The 18,520-nt window shown below is 52.2% G+C and carries 17 protein-coding genes; 3 read left to right on the top strand and 14 right to left on the bottom strand.

Going from position 1 to position 18,520, the window contains the following annotated elements:
- Positions 1 to 105: 105 nt before the first annotated feature.
- Complete coding sequence (locus C162_RS10275; RefSeq protein ID WP_036694086.1) at positions 106 to 1,176, bottom strand: Gfo/Idh/MocA family protein; 1,071 nt, start codon at positions 1,174 to 1,176, stop codon at positions 106 to 108.
- A 15-nt stretch (positions 1,177 to 1,191) separates the two neighbouring features.
- Entirely contained in the window at positions 1,192 to 2,079 is an 888-nt protein-coding gene (locus tag C162_RS10280) for a sugar phosphate isomerase/epimerase family protein (protein WP_036694088.1), read from the bottom strand.
- A gap of 123 nt (positions 2,080 to 2,202) precedes the next feature.
- Between C162_RS10280 and C162_RS10285 the strand changes: the two genes are divergently transcribed.
- Positions 2,203 to 3,096 (top strand): helix-turn-helix transcriptional regulator, encoded by an 894-nt coding sequence (locus C162_RS10285; RefSeq protein WP_036694089.1) that lies wholly within the window; start codon positions 2,203 to 2,205, stop codon positions 3,094 to 3,096.
- 67 nt (positions 3,097 to 3,163) lie between these two features.
- Here C162_RS10285 and C162_RS10290 read toward each other — a convergent pair whose 3' ends face one another.
- The 5 genes from C162_RS10290 to C162_RS10310 form a co-directional block, all read right to left on the bottom strand.
- A complete protein-coding gene (locus C162_RS10290) occupies positions 3,164 to 4,324 on the bottom strand; it encodes a Gfo/Idh/MocA family protein (protein ID WP_036694090.1) in 1,161 nt (386 codons plus the stop codon).
- Positions 4,325 to 4,547: 223 nt separating this feature from the next.
- Positions 4,548 to 5,756: an L-serine ammonia-lyase, iron-sulfur-dependent, subunit alpha gene (locus C162_RS10295; protein WP_036694091.1), complete on the bottom strand. Its 1,209-nt coding sequence runs from the start codon at positions 5,754 to 5,756 to the stop codon at positions 4,548 to 4,550.
- 17 nt (positions 5,757 to 5,773) lie between these two features.
- Positions 5,774 to 6,595, bottom strand: coding sequence for an enoyl-CoA hydratase/isomerase family protein (locus tag C162_RS10300; RefSeq protein ID WP_235218397.1), 822 nt, complete (start codon positions 6,593 to 6,595; stop codon positions 5,774 to 5,776).
- 4 nt (positions 6,596 to 6,599) lie between these two features.
- A complete protein-coding gene (locus C162_RS10305) occupies positions 6,600 to 7,439 on the bottom strand; it encodes an enoyl-CoA hydratase/isomerase family protein (RefSeq protein WP_036694096.1) in 840 nt (279 codons plus the stop codon).
- 29 nt (positions 7,440 to 7,468) lie between these two features.
- Positions 7,469 to 8,695 carry a M20 metallopeptidase family protein gene (locus tag C162_RS10310; RefSeq protein WP_036694248.1) on the bottom strand — a complete coding sequence of 409 codons (1,227 nt, stop codon included), beginning with the start codon at positions 8,693 to 8,695 and terminating at the stop codon, positions 7,469 to 7,471.
- A gap of 224 nt (positions 8,696 to 8,919) precedes the next feature.
- Here C162_RS10310 and C162_RS10315 point away from each other — a divergent pair, with 224 nt between their 5' ends.
- Positions 8,920 to 10,233 carry a hypothetical protein gene (locus C162_RS10315; RefSeq protein WP_036694097.1) on the top strand — a complete coding sequence of 438 codons (1,314 nt, stop codon included), beginning with the start codon at positions 8,920 to 8,922 and terminating at the stop codon, positions 10,231 to 10,233.
- Positions 10,234 to 10,294: 61 nt separating this feature from the next.
- Here the strand turns inward: C162_RS10315 and C162_RS10320 are convergent, their stop codons facing one another.
- Positions 10,295 to 11,176, bottom strand: a complete 882-nt coding sequence (locus C162_RS10320; protein WP_036694098.1) for a LysR family transcriptional regulator — start codon at positions 11,174 to 11,176, stop codon at positions 10,295 to 10,297.
- Positions 11,177 to 11,296: 120 nt separating this feature from the next.
- On the opposite strand from C162_RS10320, the gene C162_RS10325 reads away from it, so the two are divergent.
- Positions 11,297 to 12,196: a DMT family transporter gene (locus C162_RS10325; RefSeq protein WP_036694099.1), complete on the top strand. Its 900-nt coding sequence runs from the start codon at positions 11,297 to 11,299 to the stop codon at positions 12,194 to 12,196.
- A 458-nt stretch (positions 12,197 to 12,654) separates the two neighbouring features.
- Here the strand turns inward: C162_RS10325 and C162_RS10330 are convergent, their stop codons facing one another.
- From C162_RS10330 to C162_RS10355, 6 genes are all read right to left on the bottom strand, one after another.
- On the bottom strand, positions 12,655 to 14,142 hold the full coding sequence (locus C162_RS10330; protein ID WP_036694102.1) for a DHA2 family efflux MFS transporter permease subunit: 1,488 nt from the start codon (positions 14,140 to 14,142) through the stop codon (positions 12,655 to 12,657).
- 42 nt (positions 14,143 to 14,184) lie between these two features.
- Positions 14,185 to 14,808: a TetR/AcrR family transcriptional regulator gene (locus C162_RS10335; RefSeq protein WP_036694103.1), complete on the bottom strand. Its 624-nt coding sequence runs from the start codon at positions 14,806 to 14,808 to the stop codon at positions 14,185 to 14,187.
- A gap of 195 nt (positions 14,809 to 15,003) precedes the next feature.
- Positions 15,004 to 15,783 carry a stalk domain-containing protein gene (locus C162_RS10340; protein WP_036694104.1) on the bottom strand — a complete coding sequence of 260 codons (780 nt, stop codon included), beginning with the start codon at positions 15,781 to 15,783 and terminating at the stop codon, positions 15,004 to 15,006.
- Between the two features lie 99 nt (positions 15,784 to 15,882).
- Positions 15,883 to 16,650, bottom strand: a complete 768-nt coding sequence (locus tag C162_RS10345) for a M15 family metallopeptidase (protein WP_200869195.1) — start codon at positions 16,648 to 16,650, stop codon at positions 15,883 to 15,885.
- Between the two features lie 69 nt (positions 16,651 to 16,719).
- A complete protein-coding gene (locus C162_RS10350; protein WP_036694108.1) occupies positions 16,720 to 18,048 on the bottom strand; it encodes an FtsW/RodA/SpoVE family cell cycle protein in 1,329 nt (442 codons plus the stop codon).
- Positions 18,045 to 18,377 carry a PadR family transcriptional regulator gene (locus tag C162_RS10355; RefSeq protein ID WP_036694109.1) on the bottom strand — a complete coding sequence of 111 codons (333 nt, stop codon included), beginning with the start codon at positions 18,375 to 18,377 and terminating at the stop codon, positions 18,045 to 18,047. The genes C162_RS10350 and C162_RS10355 overlap by 4 nt, the downstream gene beginning before the upstream one ends.
- Positions 18,378 to 18,520: the final 143 nt, after the last annotated feature.

Genomic DNA, 18,520 nt, shown 5'->3' on the forward strand with positions numbered 1-18,520 from the left:
CAGACCAGCAAGCAGATTAGTGACCAGTGACGGCGGTAAAAGAAAAGGCATGGGGTTTCCCCCATGCTTTTTTGCATTCCATGTTGTAACCCCTGCTAAAATCCCCTACGCCTTACTCCCCGCCAGCTCAGCGCCCTCTATGAATTCGGCAATGCTCAGCTTGCGGCCTGTCCGCGCACTCTCCAGAGCAGCCAGCACCATGGCCATGCTGTAGCGGTTATCGCGGCAATCCGTCTCGGCCGGACGGCCTTCGGCCAGCGAACGGAACATTTCATCGAGGCAGCCCTGATGGAAGGTCTCCTCCATCTGTACCTTCGGCGCTTCGACGCGCTCGAATTCATGGAGGAACTGGCCGGAGTGTTCACTCCCGGCACTAATCACCTCGGCATAAGGCAGATCCCGGCCATCCCAGATTACTGCGCCCTTTTCACCTTGAACCCGCCATGAAGCTTCCCAGGATGTAGGTGCGCCTTCCGCACACCAGGAGCCTTGATAACAGAATACAGAACCGTCCGACATTTCAAAAATACAGACCGCCGCCGCATTCCCTGCATACCATGATCCCGGCGGATTGAACTCCTGGCAATACACAGTTACCGGATCAGCGCCGCTGATATAGCGGGCCTGATCGAAGGTGTGGATCGCCATATCCAGCAGCAGCGGGCTGTCCATCGCATCCCGGAAACCGCCGAAATGCGGAGCCAGGAAGAAATTAGCGCTGATAGAGCCTGTCCGCCCTATAACCCCTGAAGTTATCAGCTCCCGCAAAGAACGGATGCGCGGATCATACCGGCGGTTCTGCATCACCGCATGGCTCCTGCCAGTACGTTCAGCGATGCTCACGATCGAATTGCACTGCTCCATCGTCTCCGCCAGCGGCTTCTCTGCGAATACATGGCAACCGGCCTCAAGCGCACTGCTGGCAATATTGTAATGGCTGGCCGGCACCGTCACATCAAATACCAGATTAGCCGCTGTACCCGCAATCGCCTGTTCCACATCAGTAAATACCGGACAAGTAAGCCCGTGCTTCTCTGCCATAGCCTGAGCGGACTCCCGCCGGATATCCACGAGCGCTACAATCTCTATTCCATCAGTATGCTTCAGTGCATAGGTAATCCACTCATTAGCCATAGCCCCGCAGCCCGCAACAACCACACGATATCCTGCTGTCATCATTCTTTCCTCCAGTTACACCGGGTTAGGGATGAAGCTGCCGCCCCGGCAGGTTTTGAGATAATTCAGTGCATGGACCTGACCGGTCATCTCCAGATCATCACGATAGACAGGGTCATGCCAGCCTTCAATATCAATGGTGCCCTTGTATCCAGCTTGACGAAGAATCGAGATCACATCTGTCCAGTTCGTATCCCCGAAGCCCGGCGTCCGGTGCCATACATACGGCTTAGGCCCGTGGATTCCGTATTCCTTGATAATATCCCAGGCGATGGTTGCGTCCTTGCCGTGGACGTGGAAGATCTTGTCCGTCCATTTGCGCAGCTGCGGGATCGGGTCAATCAGCTGCACCATCTGGTGGCAGGGCTCCCATTCCAGGCCGAGATTATCGGCATTCACAGCGTTGAACATTTTCTCCCAGGCAGTAGGGTTATGCGCAATATTCCAGTCCCCTGCCCGCCAGCTCCCGTCCATCGAGCAATTCTCAAAAGCAATCTTGACCCCGCGCTCCGCCGCCCGCTTCGACAGCTCACCGAACACCTCAGTGAACTTCGGAATCGACTCATCTATAGATACGCCGGGCAGACGTCCGGTGAAGCCGGAGACCAGATCCGTCCCGAACAAATGGGCATGGTCGATCAGCCGTTCCCAGCTGGCAAGCGTATCCGAATTGTCACCTGTCCCTGTAAGCGGATTCCCGAATATGCCGACTGAAGAAATCGTGAAATCATGCTCCGCAGCCAGTTCACGCACCCGTGCCGCTGTTTCCGCCAAATCAGTAGTTCCTGTAGTTTGCCAAAAGGTTAAGCTGAAGGACTCGAAGCCATGTCCAATAATCTGCGGAATGACTCTGAGCGCATCCCCGCCTCCAACCAGTGTTCCGATTCTTAATGTATCCTGCATCTTGTATGCCACTCCAATATTGGTTTATAGTTAATGCAACATTCCTAGTATATCGCTCATTTTGGGCAAAATCTCTACTTATCTTGTGCTAAACTAGCTGAATCTTGCGGGAGTTGAATAAAGATGACCTATCCGAAGGAACTTAAGGAATACCCGAGGCTGGAAGAGAAAACGTATCCGTTCCGTCTGTTCTTCAACAACTGCCGGGAGGTATCTCCTGAACAAAACATCCTGTTTCTGCACTGGCATGAGCATTTCGAAATCATCATTATGCGCGAGGGTCAGGCCATTTTTCATGTGGACAGCAAGCCTTATGAAGCCGGGCCGGGGGATGTCCTGATGGTGCCGTCCGGCGGGCTTCATGTCGGCTATAGCCTGTGCAGTGGTGACCTCTCTTATGTCTCGATTGTGTTCCATGCCTCGCTGTTCAAAGACCGGAACCAGGATTCCCAGCACGAGCAATTCGTAGCTCCGTACCTCAATAATCTGAATCAATTCCCGGTTATGCCTGCCGCCCAGCAGCCTGAATGCGCTGCGTATTATCATTTGCTGGAGCGGGTGATTGCCGAAGTGGAGGCCAAGCAGCCGGCTTTTCAGCTCGTGGTGAAGAATCAGCTGCACCTGTTCTTCACCCTGATGTCCCGGGCCTTCCCGGCCCGGCAACGCAGCGAGCGGGAGCACAGCGAACGCCATTCGATCCACCGGGAGCGCTTCAAGCCGCTGCTGGAATACCTGGAGAACCACGCAGATCAGAAGATGTCGATTGAGGCCGCTGCCAGGTTCGTGAATCTGAACCCTTTTCATTTCTGCAAAACCTTCAAAAAGCTCACCGGGCGGACGTTCATCGATTATGTGAATTTCTGCAGAATGGATGAGGCACAGCGGCTGCTGCTGGAGACGGACCTGACGATTACCGAGATCTCAGGCCGGGTCGGCTGTGACAATCCGAATTACTTCACTAAGCTGTACAAGCAGTACAAAGGTCTAACCCCTTCCCAGGCACGGAAGCAGGAGTAAGCGGGCGTTTCAAGCCCAAAAAACACCGCCGGCCACTATCCCCCGGCGGTGTTTCTCTGTCTTCAGCTTACATCTCAGATATCGTAACCCAGCGCCGCTGCTCAATCGAACGCTCGACCGCTTCCAGCACTGCTTGGCATTTCACGCCGTCGTTGAAGTTAGGCTCCGGCTGGCGCCCTTCCTCAATGGCATTCGACAGCTCCAGCATCTCATGGATGAAGGTATGCTCGAATCCGATGGTATGGCCCGGCGGCCACCAGGCCTCGGTATAATCATGGGACGGATCGGTGGCTAGTACCCGGCGGAAGCCCTGCACATCCTCGTCATCCGAGGTCAGGTAGACCTCCAGCTCATTCATCCGTTCAAAATCAAACTTCACACTGCCCAGGCTGCCGTTAATCTCGAAGGAGTTGGTCGAACGGTGTCCGGCGGCAAACCGCGTCGCCTCGAAGCTGCCCAGTGCGCCGTTCACAAAGCGGGCCAGGAACAATGTTGCATCGTCTACGGTTACCGGACCGCGCGGCGCATCCTTACCAGCCTTGGCACTCAGCCCCGTCATCTCCGTTGCAAGCGGCCGCTCCTTGACGAAGGTCTCGCTCATACCTATAACTTCCTCTATATCTCCGACCAGGAAATGAGCCAGATCAATCAGATGCGCCCCGAGATCACCATGCGATCCCGAACCGGCAACCTCCTTCTGGAGCCGCCAGACCAGCGGGAATTCCGGATCAAGAATCCAGTCTTGCAGGAACCACGCGCGGAAGTGATAGATTTGGCCCAGCCGGCCGCTCTCAATCAGCCGCTTCGCCAGCCGTACCGCCGGGGAGAAACGGTAGTTGAAGCCAATCATATGCGCTATTCCAGCCTTTTCGGCAGCCTCCAGCATCTCGCGGGAATCCTCCAGATTCAGGGCCAGCGGCTTCTCACAGAAGATATGCTTGCCTGCTGCCGCAGCCGCCAGGGCAATCTCTTTATGGGCATTGCTTGGCGCATTAATATCGACCAGATCAATATCGCTGCGTGCGATCAGCTCCTTCCAGTCGGTCACACTCTCCGACCAGCCAAGCTGTGCTGCCGCCTCTGTAACCGCTTCCTCATTACGTCCGCAGATGACCGACATTTGCGGCTTCACTGCCTTCGGGAAGAACATGGGCAGACTGCGGTAAGCGTTGCTGTGGGCCTTGCCCATGAATTTATAACCTATCATTCCAATGCGCAGCTGTTTCATTTGGTGCCTCCTCACTGAATAGACTACTCGATGTACACGCATACATTTTCTCATTCATGCTGCACTTTAGTCAAATCCCTTCTTGCCTTACAGTGAGGTCCGCCCTACAGATCTCCCGCCAAACGAAAAAAATGTCCCCTCTGCCAACCGGCAGCAAGGGACGTTCCTTGTCTTATTCACAAGCTTGGAATTAATCCTTCATCTACTGCGATATCATTTTCATTTAACTGCCCATGTTGTAGAACTTAGCAAGCCCGCCTTCAGAAGTTTCACGGTACCTGCTGTTCATATCGAGGCCTGTCTCATACATCGTCTGAACAACCAGATCAAAGGATATTTTACGGGTACCCGACAAGAACTTAGCCAGGCTAAGCGCATTGATCGCCCGCATTGCGCCGACAGCGTTCCGCTCAATGCAAGGGATCTGCACCAGTCCGTTAATCGGATCACACGTTAACCCCAGGTGGTGCTCCATGGCTACCTCCGCCGCATACTCAATCTGGTCGATTTCCATACCGGACAGTTCAGCCAGTGCAGCCGCTGCCATAGAGCAAGCCGTACCCACCTCCGCCTGGCAGCCGCACTGAGCGCCGCTGATGGAGGCGTTCTGCTTCACCAGATTACCAATAAGCCCGCCGACAGCCAGTGCCCGGAGGATCTGTTCGTCCGGGACCTCCATCTTCTCCTGCATATAACGGAGCGAGGCGGGTACAACACCGCAGGCCCCGCAGGTTGGAGCCGTTACGACTGTACCAGCGGCCGCATTCTGTTCGTTGACGGCAAAAGCGTACGCGCTGACGATCCGGTTCTCCCGCGTCTCCGGGCTCTCATCCACATGCCCCTGATGATATAAATATTGCGCCTTGCGCTCAACATTAAGCCCGCCTTCCAGAATCCCTGTAACAGATAACCCCTCGTCGATCGACCGCTTCATCGCTTCCCAGATGCCTTGGAGGAACTCCCAGATCTGCGGGCCTTCACGCTGCTCAACATAATCGCTTAGGCGGATATGCTTCGCTTTACAAAAGGTACTGATCTCGGCAAAGCTGTTCTCCGGGTAGACTCCAGATCCAAGCGTCTCCTCCCGTCCCTCAATCACGATATCCCCGCCGCCGATGCTGACAACACGCATGGAATTGGTTTGCTGACCGTCTTTGTAAGCGAACAAGTCCATCGTATTGGGATGGTGCAGAACAAAGTCAGGCTGTGGAACAAATTCAACCTCCGCTGAAGCGGGTGACAATGCCCGAAGAATAGCCTTGTCCGTCATATGGCCTTTGCCTGTTTTGGCAAGGGAACCATAGATCAACGATTTGAACTGGTCTGCGTCTTCATTTTCCGATTTGAAGATTCTGGCCGCTTTCTCCGGCCCCATGGTATGGGAGCTTGACGGTCCGCTGCCAATCTTATATAGCTCAGTCAACGATCTCATAGCACCCTTATCCCTTCTCAGTTGTCATTACTCTGAAAACGTTCCTTAAGCTTCATCAACCGCTCATGAATCCCCTCTTCATCCATAGCCATGTCAACCAATTGGTGGGTAAGCTGAAGACCCTGATCCTCTGCAAAAGCTTGTTTCCACGGGTGTGACACAATCGAATGAGTAAGATGTCTCGTAGAGCGGGGTGCCTGCATGATCATTTCTGCCAGCTGCCATGCCCGTGGAAGAAGTTGATCATGAGGCAGCACCTCGCTAACCATACCGAGATCTAATGCCTCTTGAGCATTAATGTTCAAGCCCGTGTATGCATAGTATGCCGCTTTCTTGGTTCCCACAATCCTTTGAAGTGCCAGAACGATTCCATCTCCGGGCGGTACACCGCCCAGATAATGGGCATCGAAGAACGCTGTGGCTTCCGTACAAAGGGTAATATCACAAAGCGTTCCCAATTGCCAGTGTGCGCCTGTGCCATTGATCGCCCCAATCGTGGGGATGTCCAGGCAATGAACCATATTTTCAATCATTCTAAGTGATTCATGATACATCTCTAGCTTCCGGCGATTCGGCCAATCCATGAATTTGGTGGTCCAGACTTCAGGATTGCCGGTCTGCCACAACTCTCCTGTCCCTGTGAGAATCATGACTTCATTCTCAGGATCACGGCCAATATCTGACCATATCTGACCATATGCGGCTTGGACCGGCCAGTCGAATTGTAAAGGTCCCCCGTGAGTGTGCAACCGCACTTCGAGAATACCGTCACGGCGGGTCATGAGGAATAAGTCCTTGTACTTCTCAGAGTATTCTTCGAGTCTAGTAGGTCCAGTCATCTCTCTATTGAACATCGTTGCCCATCAGGCGTCCTTGCATTTTCTTCAGCCGCTCCAGCGCTCCTTCTTCATCTATGGCCATGTCGTACATCTGGTGGGCCAGCTGGAATCCTTGATCGGCGAGCAGGGCCTGCTTCCATGGACGGGAGATGATGGAGTGAGACAGATGTCTCGTTGAACGCGGTGCCTGCATGATCATCTCCGCAAGCTCCCATGCGCGCGGAAGAAGCTTTTCACGGGGCAGAACTTCACTGACGATACCCAGGTCCAAGGCGGTCTGACCATTGATATTCTTGCCGGTGTAGGCGTAGTAGGCAGCTTTTTTGAAACCGATCATGTTCTGCAGTGTCAGCAGCATTCCATCTCCTGGAGGCGTGCCTCCCAGATAATGCGGATCGAAAAAGTCAGCGTCTTCCGTACAAATGGTAATATCACAGAGTGTTGCGAGTTCACAGTGCGTTCCCGGCCCGTTGACCACCCCGATCGTCGGAATGTCGATGCAGAAGATCAGATTTTCAAGCAGTCTCAGTGATTCATGATACTGTTCGAGCTTCTTTTGCTTCGGCCAGTCCATGAATTTCGTATTCCAGACCTCTGGGTCGCCGATCAACCATTTATCCCCAGTTCCCGTAATAATCATGACTTCGTTCTCAGGGTCACGGCCAATATCTGACCAGGCATGAGACCAGGCGGTATGAGCTTCCCAATTGTGCGTGTACGAGCCTCCATCGGTGTGCAGACGCACTTCAATGATTCCGTCACGGCGGGTCATTAACAGGAATTCCTTGTATTTCTCCGAGTACTCTTCGAATTTGGTGGGTCCAATCATACGTCTCTCTGTCATTGTAATTCCTCCTAAGTTTGGTTTAGAGCTTATCTGTTACTTTCAAGCCAGTCTCTGGCAAAAGCTGCGTAAGCCGCAGCCCCTCTATGAAGCACCTCATCCGAGAACATCGTCTTTGGATGGTGTACAGGATAACTATAACCATCTTGCATATTGCCTGCGTTAAGAAACACCGTGGTACTTGGCACTGCCTGTGAGACAAAGGCGAAATCTTCCGAGCCCATTAATTTACCGCCGGGTATCAGCTCAGTTATACCAATATAGGAGTCATCGCCGAAGGTATTTGCAATCGAAGCCCTCATTTGCTCATTAAGCCCGCCATCCGTTCTCACTTCAGGACAACCACGTGTATAAATCACTTCCATCTTTGCCTGAAAAGTTTCTCCGATCCCTGCGGTAATTTCACGGATACGGGTCTCCATTTTATCCCGCAATGCGGTGTTAAATGTGCGCACACTGCCTTTCAATCTGGCCGTATCGGGAATCACGTTGTTCGTAGTGCCGCCTTCCATCACGCCGATGGTAAGCACTGCATGTTCAATCGGCGATATTTCCCGGCTGAGGATACCCTGCAGCGCCAGATGAAGATGAGCAGCCACATTTAAGGGGTCCACTGCGGCCTCGGGCATCGCTCCATGTGAGCCCCTTCCGCGGATGATGATTTCGAACCAATCCGAAGAAGCAGAGATCGCTCCCCCTTCCTCAGGCACAACAAATTGTCCGATAGGAAGCGGCATTCCGGTCAACACATGGAGCATCATGGCTGCATCCACCTTGGGATTGTCCAGAATCCCATTCTCCAGCATCATCTGTGCTCCGTGCAGCGTCTCTTCACCCGGCTGGAACATAAGCTTAACTGTCCCGCGAAGCTGCTCTTCGCTCGCCTTCAGAATCTCCGCCGCCCCCAGCAGCATGGAAGTGTGCATGTCATGCCCACAGGCATGCATATTTCCATTCAACGACGCGTAAGAGAGCTCCGTTTCCTCTGGAATGGGCAAAGCGTCCATATCCGCACGGATCAGAACCACCTTCCCTTCATGCTGTCCGCCAATGGTAACTGTTAGTCCTGATTCTCCTATGGGAGTGGGCTTAAGACCCATCGACTCCAATGCCTCTTTTACGTATGCAGTTGTCTTAGGCAAACTTAGATCAAGCTCAGGAATCGCATGAAGATGATGCCTGTACATGACCATTTTGTCCTGCAGCTGATGAGCCATACTCATTAAGTCTTCAGCTTCTACACTCACAATGAACATCTCCCAAAGCATAAATTAAATGAACGTAAGAACAGTGTAGGCATTCCTCCTTTGTATTTTAAGACTTTTTGAGAACATGTTTATCGTACTTATAAATTCATCCACTGTCAAGATACTTTTAGACATTTTAAGAACATTATTTCAGTAGGCCGCCGGAACATTGTAATATCACATTTATTGTGATATAACTCTTTTGATTGAACTGTTCATGAAAGGAATCAATTATGAAAATCAAGCTGGGTATTATCACGCCAGAGTCCCATATGGATTACTTCCGCGCCATTGAAGAAGAAATGCGGCCCCTGTGCCAGTTCCGCTTCCTTACCATCAGCAACTTCCGCGAAACAACGGACATTTATCTCAAAAACCTGGATTCGGTGGATGGATTTGTGATCAGCGGGAGGATGCTTTACGAGGCCATAGACAAGGAATGCCTTGACGATAAGGTACCTGTTCACATTTTGCATGATGATGAGAATCTGCTGTACAGAGAGCTTTTCCGGCTGCTGGTTACAGAACCTGAGCTTGATATCTCCCGAGTCTATGTGGATTATGCGTATGTCATCGATTCTTTCAGCGAATTCCAGCAATATCTGACTCATGAAGGAAAGCCCGTTAGCAGCGGAAATTTGCTGGAGCGTGTGGAGATCATGCTGGAGAACCATATCACGCTGTGGGAAGCTAAGAAAATAGACCTGTCCATTACAGCCTTCGGTCACTTTGTTCCAGAACTCCAAAAGCACGGCGTCAAATATATCTTAATCCGGCCAACTTTGGAGAACGTTAAAGAGACCATCAGCGAGATTATTAACGAAATTACCATCCTCAAGCTTAAGAACCAGAGGGCAGTGGTCGCATGTTTATCGGTCCAAAATGAGCAGCACTCCTCCGAAGAGGAGCTTCATGAGCTGAAAGTCCTGGTCGGCAATTTTTTGCGCAGCGTAAATCTGGCAGACACGGCCCAAATCTCAGAAGGCTATGTCAGACTGTACACCACCTACGGCAATTTCATGAGAATCACCTCTAACGCGCATAACTGTAGCCTGCTGGAGTATCTGGAGGAGCGTATACAGGGCAAGGTGAAGATCGGGTGGGGCTCGGGGCATGAATATTTTCAAGCGAACGTTAACGCCACCAAGGCTCACAGACAGGCCGAAGCCTATACGGGCAGTTCCAGCTTTTTCATAGACGAGAATCAGAAGGTTGCCGGCCCCATGCGGAGCATGAATGTCATCCAGTTCTCTGAACAGGGGGACCCGGAAATCATCGCCTTAGCCAAAAGGATCGGAATCAACAACATCAATTTACAGAAAATCATATCCTATGCAGCAATCATGCGAACCAATAAGCTATCCTCTGAGGATGTTGCACAGTGCCTGTCCATGACCGTCAAAGGTGCCAACCGAATTCTTAACAAAATTGAGGAAAGTAAACAAGTACAAACGGTATTTGAAAAAAGGGACAACAGTAAGGGGCGGCCCAAAAAATACTACGAGCTGTTGTTTCTCGACAATGAAGGGCGCAAATTAAGCGGATGACCATTGGCAAAAAGGCATGTTTTCAATTTTGAAAACATGCCTTTTTGCGCTTTTTTAACATTCAAATTACGCCTTGGCCGGACGACCAGTGCTGCACATGCTGTAAGAACCGCCGCGTGGCAGGTGAAGCATATTTCATCGAGTTGACCGCGATACCAAGCGAACGGAAACTGCGCTCCTCCAGCTCAAGCATGGCTACACGCTCATACTGGAACCTGGTGACCAGCTCCGGGAGGATGCTGATGCCCAGACCTTTTTCCACCATGGCAATAATGGCGTAATCGTCACCGGCTGAGAACTTGATGTTCGGCTTGATGCCCGCCTTCTCCAGCACCCGCTGTACGTCATAGTCCGAACCGGGCTTCGGAATGATGAAGTCCTCGTAGGCGATCTGAGCCAGCGGCATATAAGGGGACTTGCTCAGCGGATGGCTGAGCGGGAGAATCGCCAGCATCCGGTCCTGCTTTAGCGGAATGACTTCGAACCGCTCCCTTGTCGGCAATGATAGGAATCCGCAATCGACCACCCCAGCCTCGATCCACTGCTCAATCTCCAGATACCCGCCCTCCATCAGCTTGAACTCTATGTAAGGAAATTCCCGGCGGAACTCCTTAATGATGTCCGGCAGCCAATGGACAGAGACACTCGTGAAGGTTCCTATGGTAATCGTCCCCGTCTCCAGACCATGAATATCCGCTACCTGCTGCTTAAGCTGCTCATTCCAGTTCAGAATCTCCCGGATCGGCTGCATCACCTGCTCCCCGTTCACCGTCAGCTTTACCCCCGACCGGCTGCGCACCAGCAGCGGAAAGCCGAACTCGTGCTCCAGGCTGCTCAGCGTGTGGCTGATTCCGGATTGGGTGAAGCCCAGCGCATCTGCGGCCCGCGTTAGACTGCCCAGCTCCACCACTTTCAGGAACACTTCGTACTTAATCAGACTCATGTCCAGCCCCCTCACTTAACATGATAATTTCTCATGTATCCTATGATAAACATTCAGTTACCTTATGTATTCATGCGTATTATACTATATTCACTTGAAATAAAGAAGGATGATGACTGAATGAAGCCGCTTAAGGCCGAGCTAATGCTCATTGTAGTAACACTATTCTGGGGCTCCTCCTACCTGTTCATGAAGCTGGGATTGGGTACACTGGGAGAATTCAATCTGATCGCACTGCGCTTCGGGCTTGCGTTCATCCTGGCGGGGCTGCTCTTCCGCAAACGGCTGCGCAGTATGGATGCCCGAACCTTGAAATACGGAGCCTTGCTCGGCTTCCTGCTGCTTGGCGTATTCACCTGCATCACCTTCGGACTGAAGACCACTACGACCTCTAATGCCGGTTTCCTGGTCGCTCTGACCGTTGTGTTCGTTCCGATGCTGGAGGTTCTGGTCTTCCGCAAAAAAGTCGCGCCCCCGCAGATCTTCGGCACCGTGCTCGCCATCAGCGGCATCGGGCTGCTTACGCTGAACGGATCGCTGCAAGTCCAGCCCGGTGATCTCCTCTGTATTCTGTCCGCAGTATTCTATGCGGTGCAGATTCTAGTGACGGGCCGGGCGGTTAAGACCTGCGACTCGCTGAATATCGGCATTCTGCAGCTCGGCTTCGCCGGGGGCTATGCTCTGATTCTATCCGCTATCTTCGAGACGCCTTCGCTGCCGTCCACCCTTCCGGGCTGGATCGCTATTCTGGCTCTGGGGATCTTTTGCAGTGCCTGCGGGTTCATCCTGCAGCCGGTTGCCCAGAAGTACACTACACCGACCCGCACCGGTCTGATCTTCGCACTTGAGCCGGTATTCGCTGCCTTCTTCGGCTACTTGTTCGTGCACGAACAACTCTCGCTTCAGGGCTATACTGGTGCCGCTCTTGTCCTGTTGGGGATTCTGGCCTCCGAGCTGCTGGGCAAGCTGCATATGGTTCCTCCGGCTAGGCTGCTGAAGAAGCGGCGGGCGCACTTATAGCTTAGCAAATGTATGTGCCAGCCTTAGCCAACCGCTTATTTATTGAAGCAACAGACGATTGAGGTGCATTAGTGCACCTCATTTTCCACTTTAGCCCGCATCTAGCATACTCAGGTGCACTAGTGCTCCTCATTTTGCTCCTTTAGCCAGCATCTCGCGTATTCAGGGGTATTAGTGCACCTCATTTGCTCTTTTTGCCCACATCGAGCATATTCAGGTGCATTAGTGCTCTTCATTTTGCTCCCCAGACTTCAACTGGTCCAGCGTCCTCCCATGCACCCTCGCACCCGCCCATTGTATTCAGTTTCCCATATACATCCGGCTCGAACCCACGGACCTCTATAGCTCATGCCCCACCAGATCATCCAAAAACCAAAAAAACGCCCCCCTGCCAACCGGCAGTCAGGGACGTTCTTTGTTAGTCTATAACGGTTATCTTACATAGCAGCTACAACCGGTTAATGCCCCATCATCATGGCGGCATCCGTCTGCTGTTCTTCAGGAGAAGGTGCAGCGCCTGCTGTCTTTGGACGGCGCAGAATCAGACTGAGCACCACTCCGGCTACGGCGATGCAGCCCGAGAGGAAGAAGACATCCCCGAAGCCCTGTACGGCAGCGGCAAGCGGATTACTTCCGGCGGTCATTTTATCCATATGCACGGTAATCTGGCTGGTCAGGTACCCGGTCATACCGGCAACAGCGAACGATACCACAACCTGCTGGGCAGCGGCGGTAAGCGGGGTAACCCGGTTCACCCATTCACGCGGCGCAGAGTTCAGAACATGGGTGTTGACCGGCATCATCGACAGACCCATACCGAGGCCCATCATCACCAGACACAGCATAATAATAGGAAGACTGGTGTCTACTGTAACTCCAGAGAGCAGGAACAGGGCCGTCGATATAATGCTGAGACCTACGAATACCAGCGGACGTGCACCGATTTTGTCAAACAAGCGGCCGCCCAGCGGCATCCCTACTCCGGAAGCCAGCGCCTGGGGAAGCAGGATCAGACCCGTCTCAAGCGGCGTGTAATTGCGGATCTGCTGAAGATACAGCGGAACGAACAGCATGGAGCCGAACAATGCCGCCTGTGTGACCCAGGACAGAATAATCCCGCGCGTGAAGTCCGAGGAACGGAAGACGCGCAGCTCCAGCAGCGGATGCTTTTGCAGCAGTTCAACAATGACAAAGACGATCAACGCGGCTCCGCCAACCGACAAGCCTACGATAGCCCCGGTTGAAGTCCAGCTCTCCCCGCCGCCCTGATTGACGCCATAAGCCAGCATCGAGAAGGCGAGCGGAGCCAGAATGATTCCGAGGATATCGAGGTGAGCTCTTCCCTTTTTCTCGGTCACCGGCAAATATTTAAGGCCCAGAATAATACCTACAATACCGATTGGCAGGTTAATCAGGAAAATCCAGTGCCAGCTTACATACTCCACCAGCCAGCCCGAAAGAATCGGCCCCAGGGCCGGAGCCAGCAGCATTGGAATACCGAGCATTCCCATGATAGAGCCTCTGCGCTCTGCCGGAGCGAGCCTGAAGACCATCGCCATCCCGATTGGAGCGACCATGCCGCCGCCAAGACCTTGAATGACGCGGAATAGAACCAGCTGCCCCGAAGTCTGAGCTACAGAGCATAATACAGAGCCAAAGACGAACATGGCAATGGTCGTTAGGAATACCTGCTTGGACCCGAACCGGTCCGTCATATAGCCGGCCAACGGAATTACAGCAGCGAGCGCAAGTGTATAGCCGGTGATCGCCCATTGAACAGTCTTCAGATCCGTATCGAAATATTGCACCAGATTCGGAACGGCAACATTGACCGCGGTGCTGTCCAGAATAACCATGATCATCCCGACAATAATCGCCAGCAAGGATGGCAGTATAGCTCTCAGAGAGAACGGCGCCTCTGCTGCTGCGGTGTTACTTGGATTCATAGGTTTTGACATTCTCTTGTCCACTCTTCTCTCTATTCATGATTAGTTATACTTGTGAAAATAAAGCTCAAACAACCCGTCAATCTGCTCCTCCAGCGGGGCCAGCCTGAAGATCTCCTGAAGATCCTCACGCTCCTTCGGGAAACTGCTCACCATAATTACCGGGAAGACAATCGCCCCGTAGATCTGCAAATTCATCATCATGAGCTTATCGCGGTCCTGTTCTCCGGTAATCTCCCCAAGTGCGTCCAGAATCCGCTCAATCCGCATCAGCTTGGAATATTTCGCATATTCATCGTGGGAGCCCATGATATGATGCCGCTGATCAAGCATCTGCCGGGCCATACCGGGATAGCGGTTGAGATTGACAATGTACCGCGTGAAGAACAGCTTCAGGCGCTCTTTTGGCGGCAAAGATGTATCCTCCAGGACCTTAAAGGCATCGTCAAAAGTCGCCATAAGCTGCTTCACCGCATCGCCGAACAGCTTCTCCTTGGAGCCGTAGTAGTAGTTCACCAGCGCCAGATTGGTCTCTGCCCTCGCTGCAATACTGCGCAGGGTGATGCAGCGGAATCCCCCCTCACGGATTAAGTCCACGGTGGCATCCAGAATAATCTGCTTCGTATCTTTGTCCGTTGAATCCGTCTTACCGTCCGGTTTGGCCATAATGAAGATTGCCGCCCTCCTCTGTCACAGAATCTTAATCATTGATCTAATCAACGATTTAAACATTGTTTAATTCGAATTTAAAATTACTCTCTTTCCGGCATTCTGTCAACAGAAATATAAAGGGAGAATTCCTGCAGCTATGCTTAAGCCGTGGAATTCTCCCTTGGGAGTGAAGTTATGTCTTATACGAATCTAGGGTTGGGCCGGGCTGGCCAATACTTCATTGGCTGCCTGAACCGGCGTTAGAGTCAGCTTGGTGAGCTTACCTGAAGCGCCCAGTTCCAGAGTCAGTACGGCCTCCGCTTTGGTGAAGGACAATACGCTCACAATCATCATTACTCCATCCTGCTGTGTGCTGGTGGTCGATTTCACTCCGAGGTAGCTGCCCGCCGGCGTATTCATCCCTTCCCAGCTCTGCTGGAGCACCGGAAGAACAGCGGGTTCTGGATCCTTGGCGTAATACCGCTCCTTCAGCGCCGGATAGTTACCGGTTACAAGCAGACCCGCTACGGCACCAGCCATTACCTCCGGTGCGTATACGTCAACCTGGTCTGTTTCCGGATTATAGGAAGTGACTAACCCGATTGCTGCAAAAAAAGACAGCGGCGCGTACGCCTTTTTTTGTTTTAATTCAAAGCCGCCTGTAAAAGGTACTTTGTTCTTGCCGTCGAGCACAAGCTCCTTACCGGAGAGTCTGAACTGAACGCTCTCCTGGAACCGTTCCAGCAGGAACGTCCCGGTAGCACCACTGAAGGTGACCTTATACTTGAGGGCTTGGGCCGTCTCCCGCAGCGGGAGCATAATGTCCGTTCCGTCGGTATAGGCCGATGCCCCCCCGCCTAGCTGCAATTCCTGCCCGTTCACGATAATCCTCAAGCTTCCGGCGGCACTAACGTTAGGACTGGTCAATACACCTGCTCCTGCTGCAAATAACATTACACTAAGGAATACGGTTACGATTCTTTTGAACAAATCGATCCCACCTCTCCTGTATTAGAATATTATGCACGCATGCTTCAGAGATTAACCTTACATTATTCATTAACCGTTCTGTACAGCTTTGGAACAGCCCTACTCCACCTTGAAGTTGAAATATTGCTTCGGATAAGGTTCCTTAATCAGGGTGAAATGCCACCATTCCTTGGCGTACGGCTTGAAGCCCTGCTTCGTCATCGCATCCTTCAGAATCTTGCGGCTCTCATGCTGGGTGCTGCTGATGAGCGTCGTATTATAGTAAGAGATTTCACCGAAAAAATCATAAGGGCTGCCCATATCCACCAGCTTGCCTGTACTCTTCTGGGCCAGGGTCAAGTCGATCGTGCTGCCCCGGGAATGCCCCGATTTCTTGGCGATGAAGCCCAGCTTGAACAGATTGCGCTTGTCCAGCTTCGGATAATACTGTGGCTTCATCTTCAGATCGGAAGCATCCTGCGACCAGCGCACGAAGTGATTGACGGCTTGCTGCGGACGGTATGCGTCATAGATTCTCAGGATATAACCCTTCTGCTCCAGATCTTCGCTAACCTTCTTCAGTGCAGCAGCGGCAGTCTTCGTGAAGATCGCGAGCGGTGCCTTATATCCGTCCACTCTGGTGCCGGTAAAATTATTCTCACTATAATAACGGATCTCATATTGCGCCGAGGGAATAACCTCATCCAGATAGACAAAACCGCCGGGCAGATTATTTTTCTTCACAACTGTACTTGGTGTAAACGGTGTCTCAGGAGTCACGGATGCCGCTGTAGCCGTTGTCATGGCGCCCAGAAGCACAGCCCCGCTTACAATCATTGAACCTAACAGTAATCCGAGTCTTGTACCTGTATATCGCAGCTTGTTCACGATGCTTACTCCTCACCTGCCTCATCCCATATTTACCCTTCCAGTATACGGTGCAGCCCCAGGGAGCGTCTATAGTGAAGATGGAGCTTGACCCGCCGGGAGCATATCTTTACGCCGGTAAATCCCCATCAGCAGCCCGGCAGCAGCGAATTCAATGAAGACATGCTGACCGTAGCTCAGGAATGGAAACGGTATGGAGATCAGCGGCATTCTGCCGCTGAGTATAGACAAGCCATACAGCAAGCGGATCGAGAGCATCAGCGTCAAAGCAAAGATCAACATCCGGCCGTAAGTGTCGCTTACCGCGCGGGCGCAGGAAACCATTTTCAGCACAAACCAACAGGTTAACACAAGGAGCAGTAGCCCCCCGGCCCAGCCGAAGGTTTGAATCAGCACCACGGGAAACAGATCCGTATATGGATAAATCAACCCGTTCCCTGCTCCTTCCAAGCCATGACCCTTCCAGCCGGCAGAGGTAAGCGTCCCATGTATGATCCGATTAATATAGCCTGCACCTGTCACTACATCTTGGAAATAGAAGGCATCAATGTTCCGGTCACTCCAATGCAGTTGACTCCAAACATATAGGGCAACGCCTGATACACTGCTTACAGCAACAACCATAACGCTTACCCAACGCCGGGTAATCCTTATATATAATGGTAAAGCAACAACCAGATATACAACCAGCTCGGCAAAAGAAGGGATAAGAATATAAATGGCCGCAGGCAGCAGCAGCAAGCCCAACTCCAACCAACTCCTCAGTCGTCCGCCCGTAGTATTCTGCACATTTGGTCTTTTCCAAATTCCTGCAAGCGCCACAACGAAGAGATAGGGACTGCAACCAATCAGATCAAATGGGAATCCCAGAATAGAAACATAGCGCCTGCTGCCATTCATCATCTCAGGACCGAGCCACAGACTGGCAGCAATCATTAGTAACGCTCCACCATAGATAAAGCCTGAGGCCCGCTGCAATTGCTTGAAATTGATGAAGAACATTCCGGTCATAGCTATAAGACCAAGGATGATAAAGACAGACTGACGCAACATTAGCGCATTAGGAATAAGATCCTCAGTGAATCCCGCCTCCACAGCTGCCATCCCCAGCAGACTTACCGCCGACAACAATATTACACCGGCCAGCAGCCCCCAGGGAATGCGCGGTTTATGAATCTGGTGCAGCTCTCTGCCTACGGCCTGCGGATCACCTAGTTGCCTGATCGCATACTGCTGAGCCTCTTCATCGGTAGCACCAAGCTCCAGCCGCTCCGTCACCAGGTCTGTGAAGTGTCCGCTTAGCTCGTCCCGGATTTCTTTATGCATCCCTTTGGCCCTAACTTGTGCGCACACTGTATCCAGATAACGCTCCAGATCCTTCTTACTTTGCTCCATCATCCGCTGCCCTCCCCCAGAACGGTATCCATGGCACCCTTGAACAGCGCCCATTCCGCCTTCTTCTCCTGCAGCTTGTGCTTGCCCTCATCCAGTAGCCGGTAATACTTGCGTCTGCGTCCGTCTACCTCCATCCAATACGCTTCCACCCAGCGTTCACTCTCCATCGCATGAAGAATCGGGTAGAGCGTACCCTCCTTCAGGGCAAAAACCCCCTGTGAGCGCTGCTCCAGCTCCTTAATCAGCTCGTACCCATACAGCGGCCTGTCCAGCAGCAGAGTGAGGATCATCGTACCTGTACTCCCCTTCAGCATTTCTTTGCTGACCTTCATCGGCATTCCCTCCTGTTTGTTTCGCCTATACATCGGTTATCTATGCTTAATATACAGGATTATCCAAATGCAGTCCAGTATTTATTCACCCAGAATGAAGTCATTTGTGCTTATCCTGTTTATAGTACAATTATAGCTGTCAG

Origin of the sequence: Paenibacillus sp. FSL R7-269 (assembly GCF_000517865.1) — a bacterium.
GTDB lineage: Bacteria > Bacillota > Bacilli > Paenibacillales > Paenibacillaceae > Paenibacillus_AQ.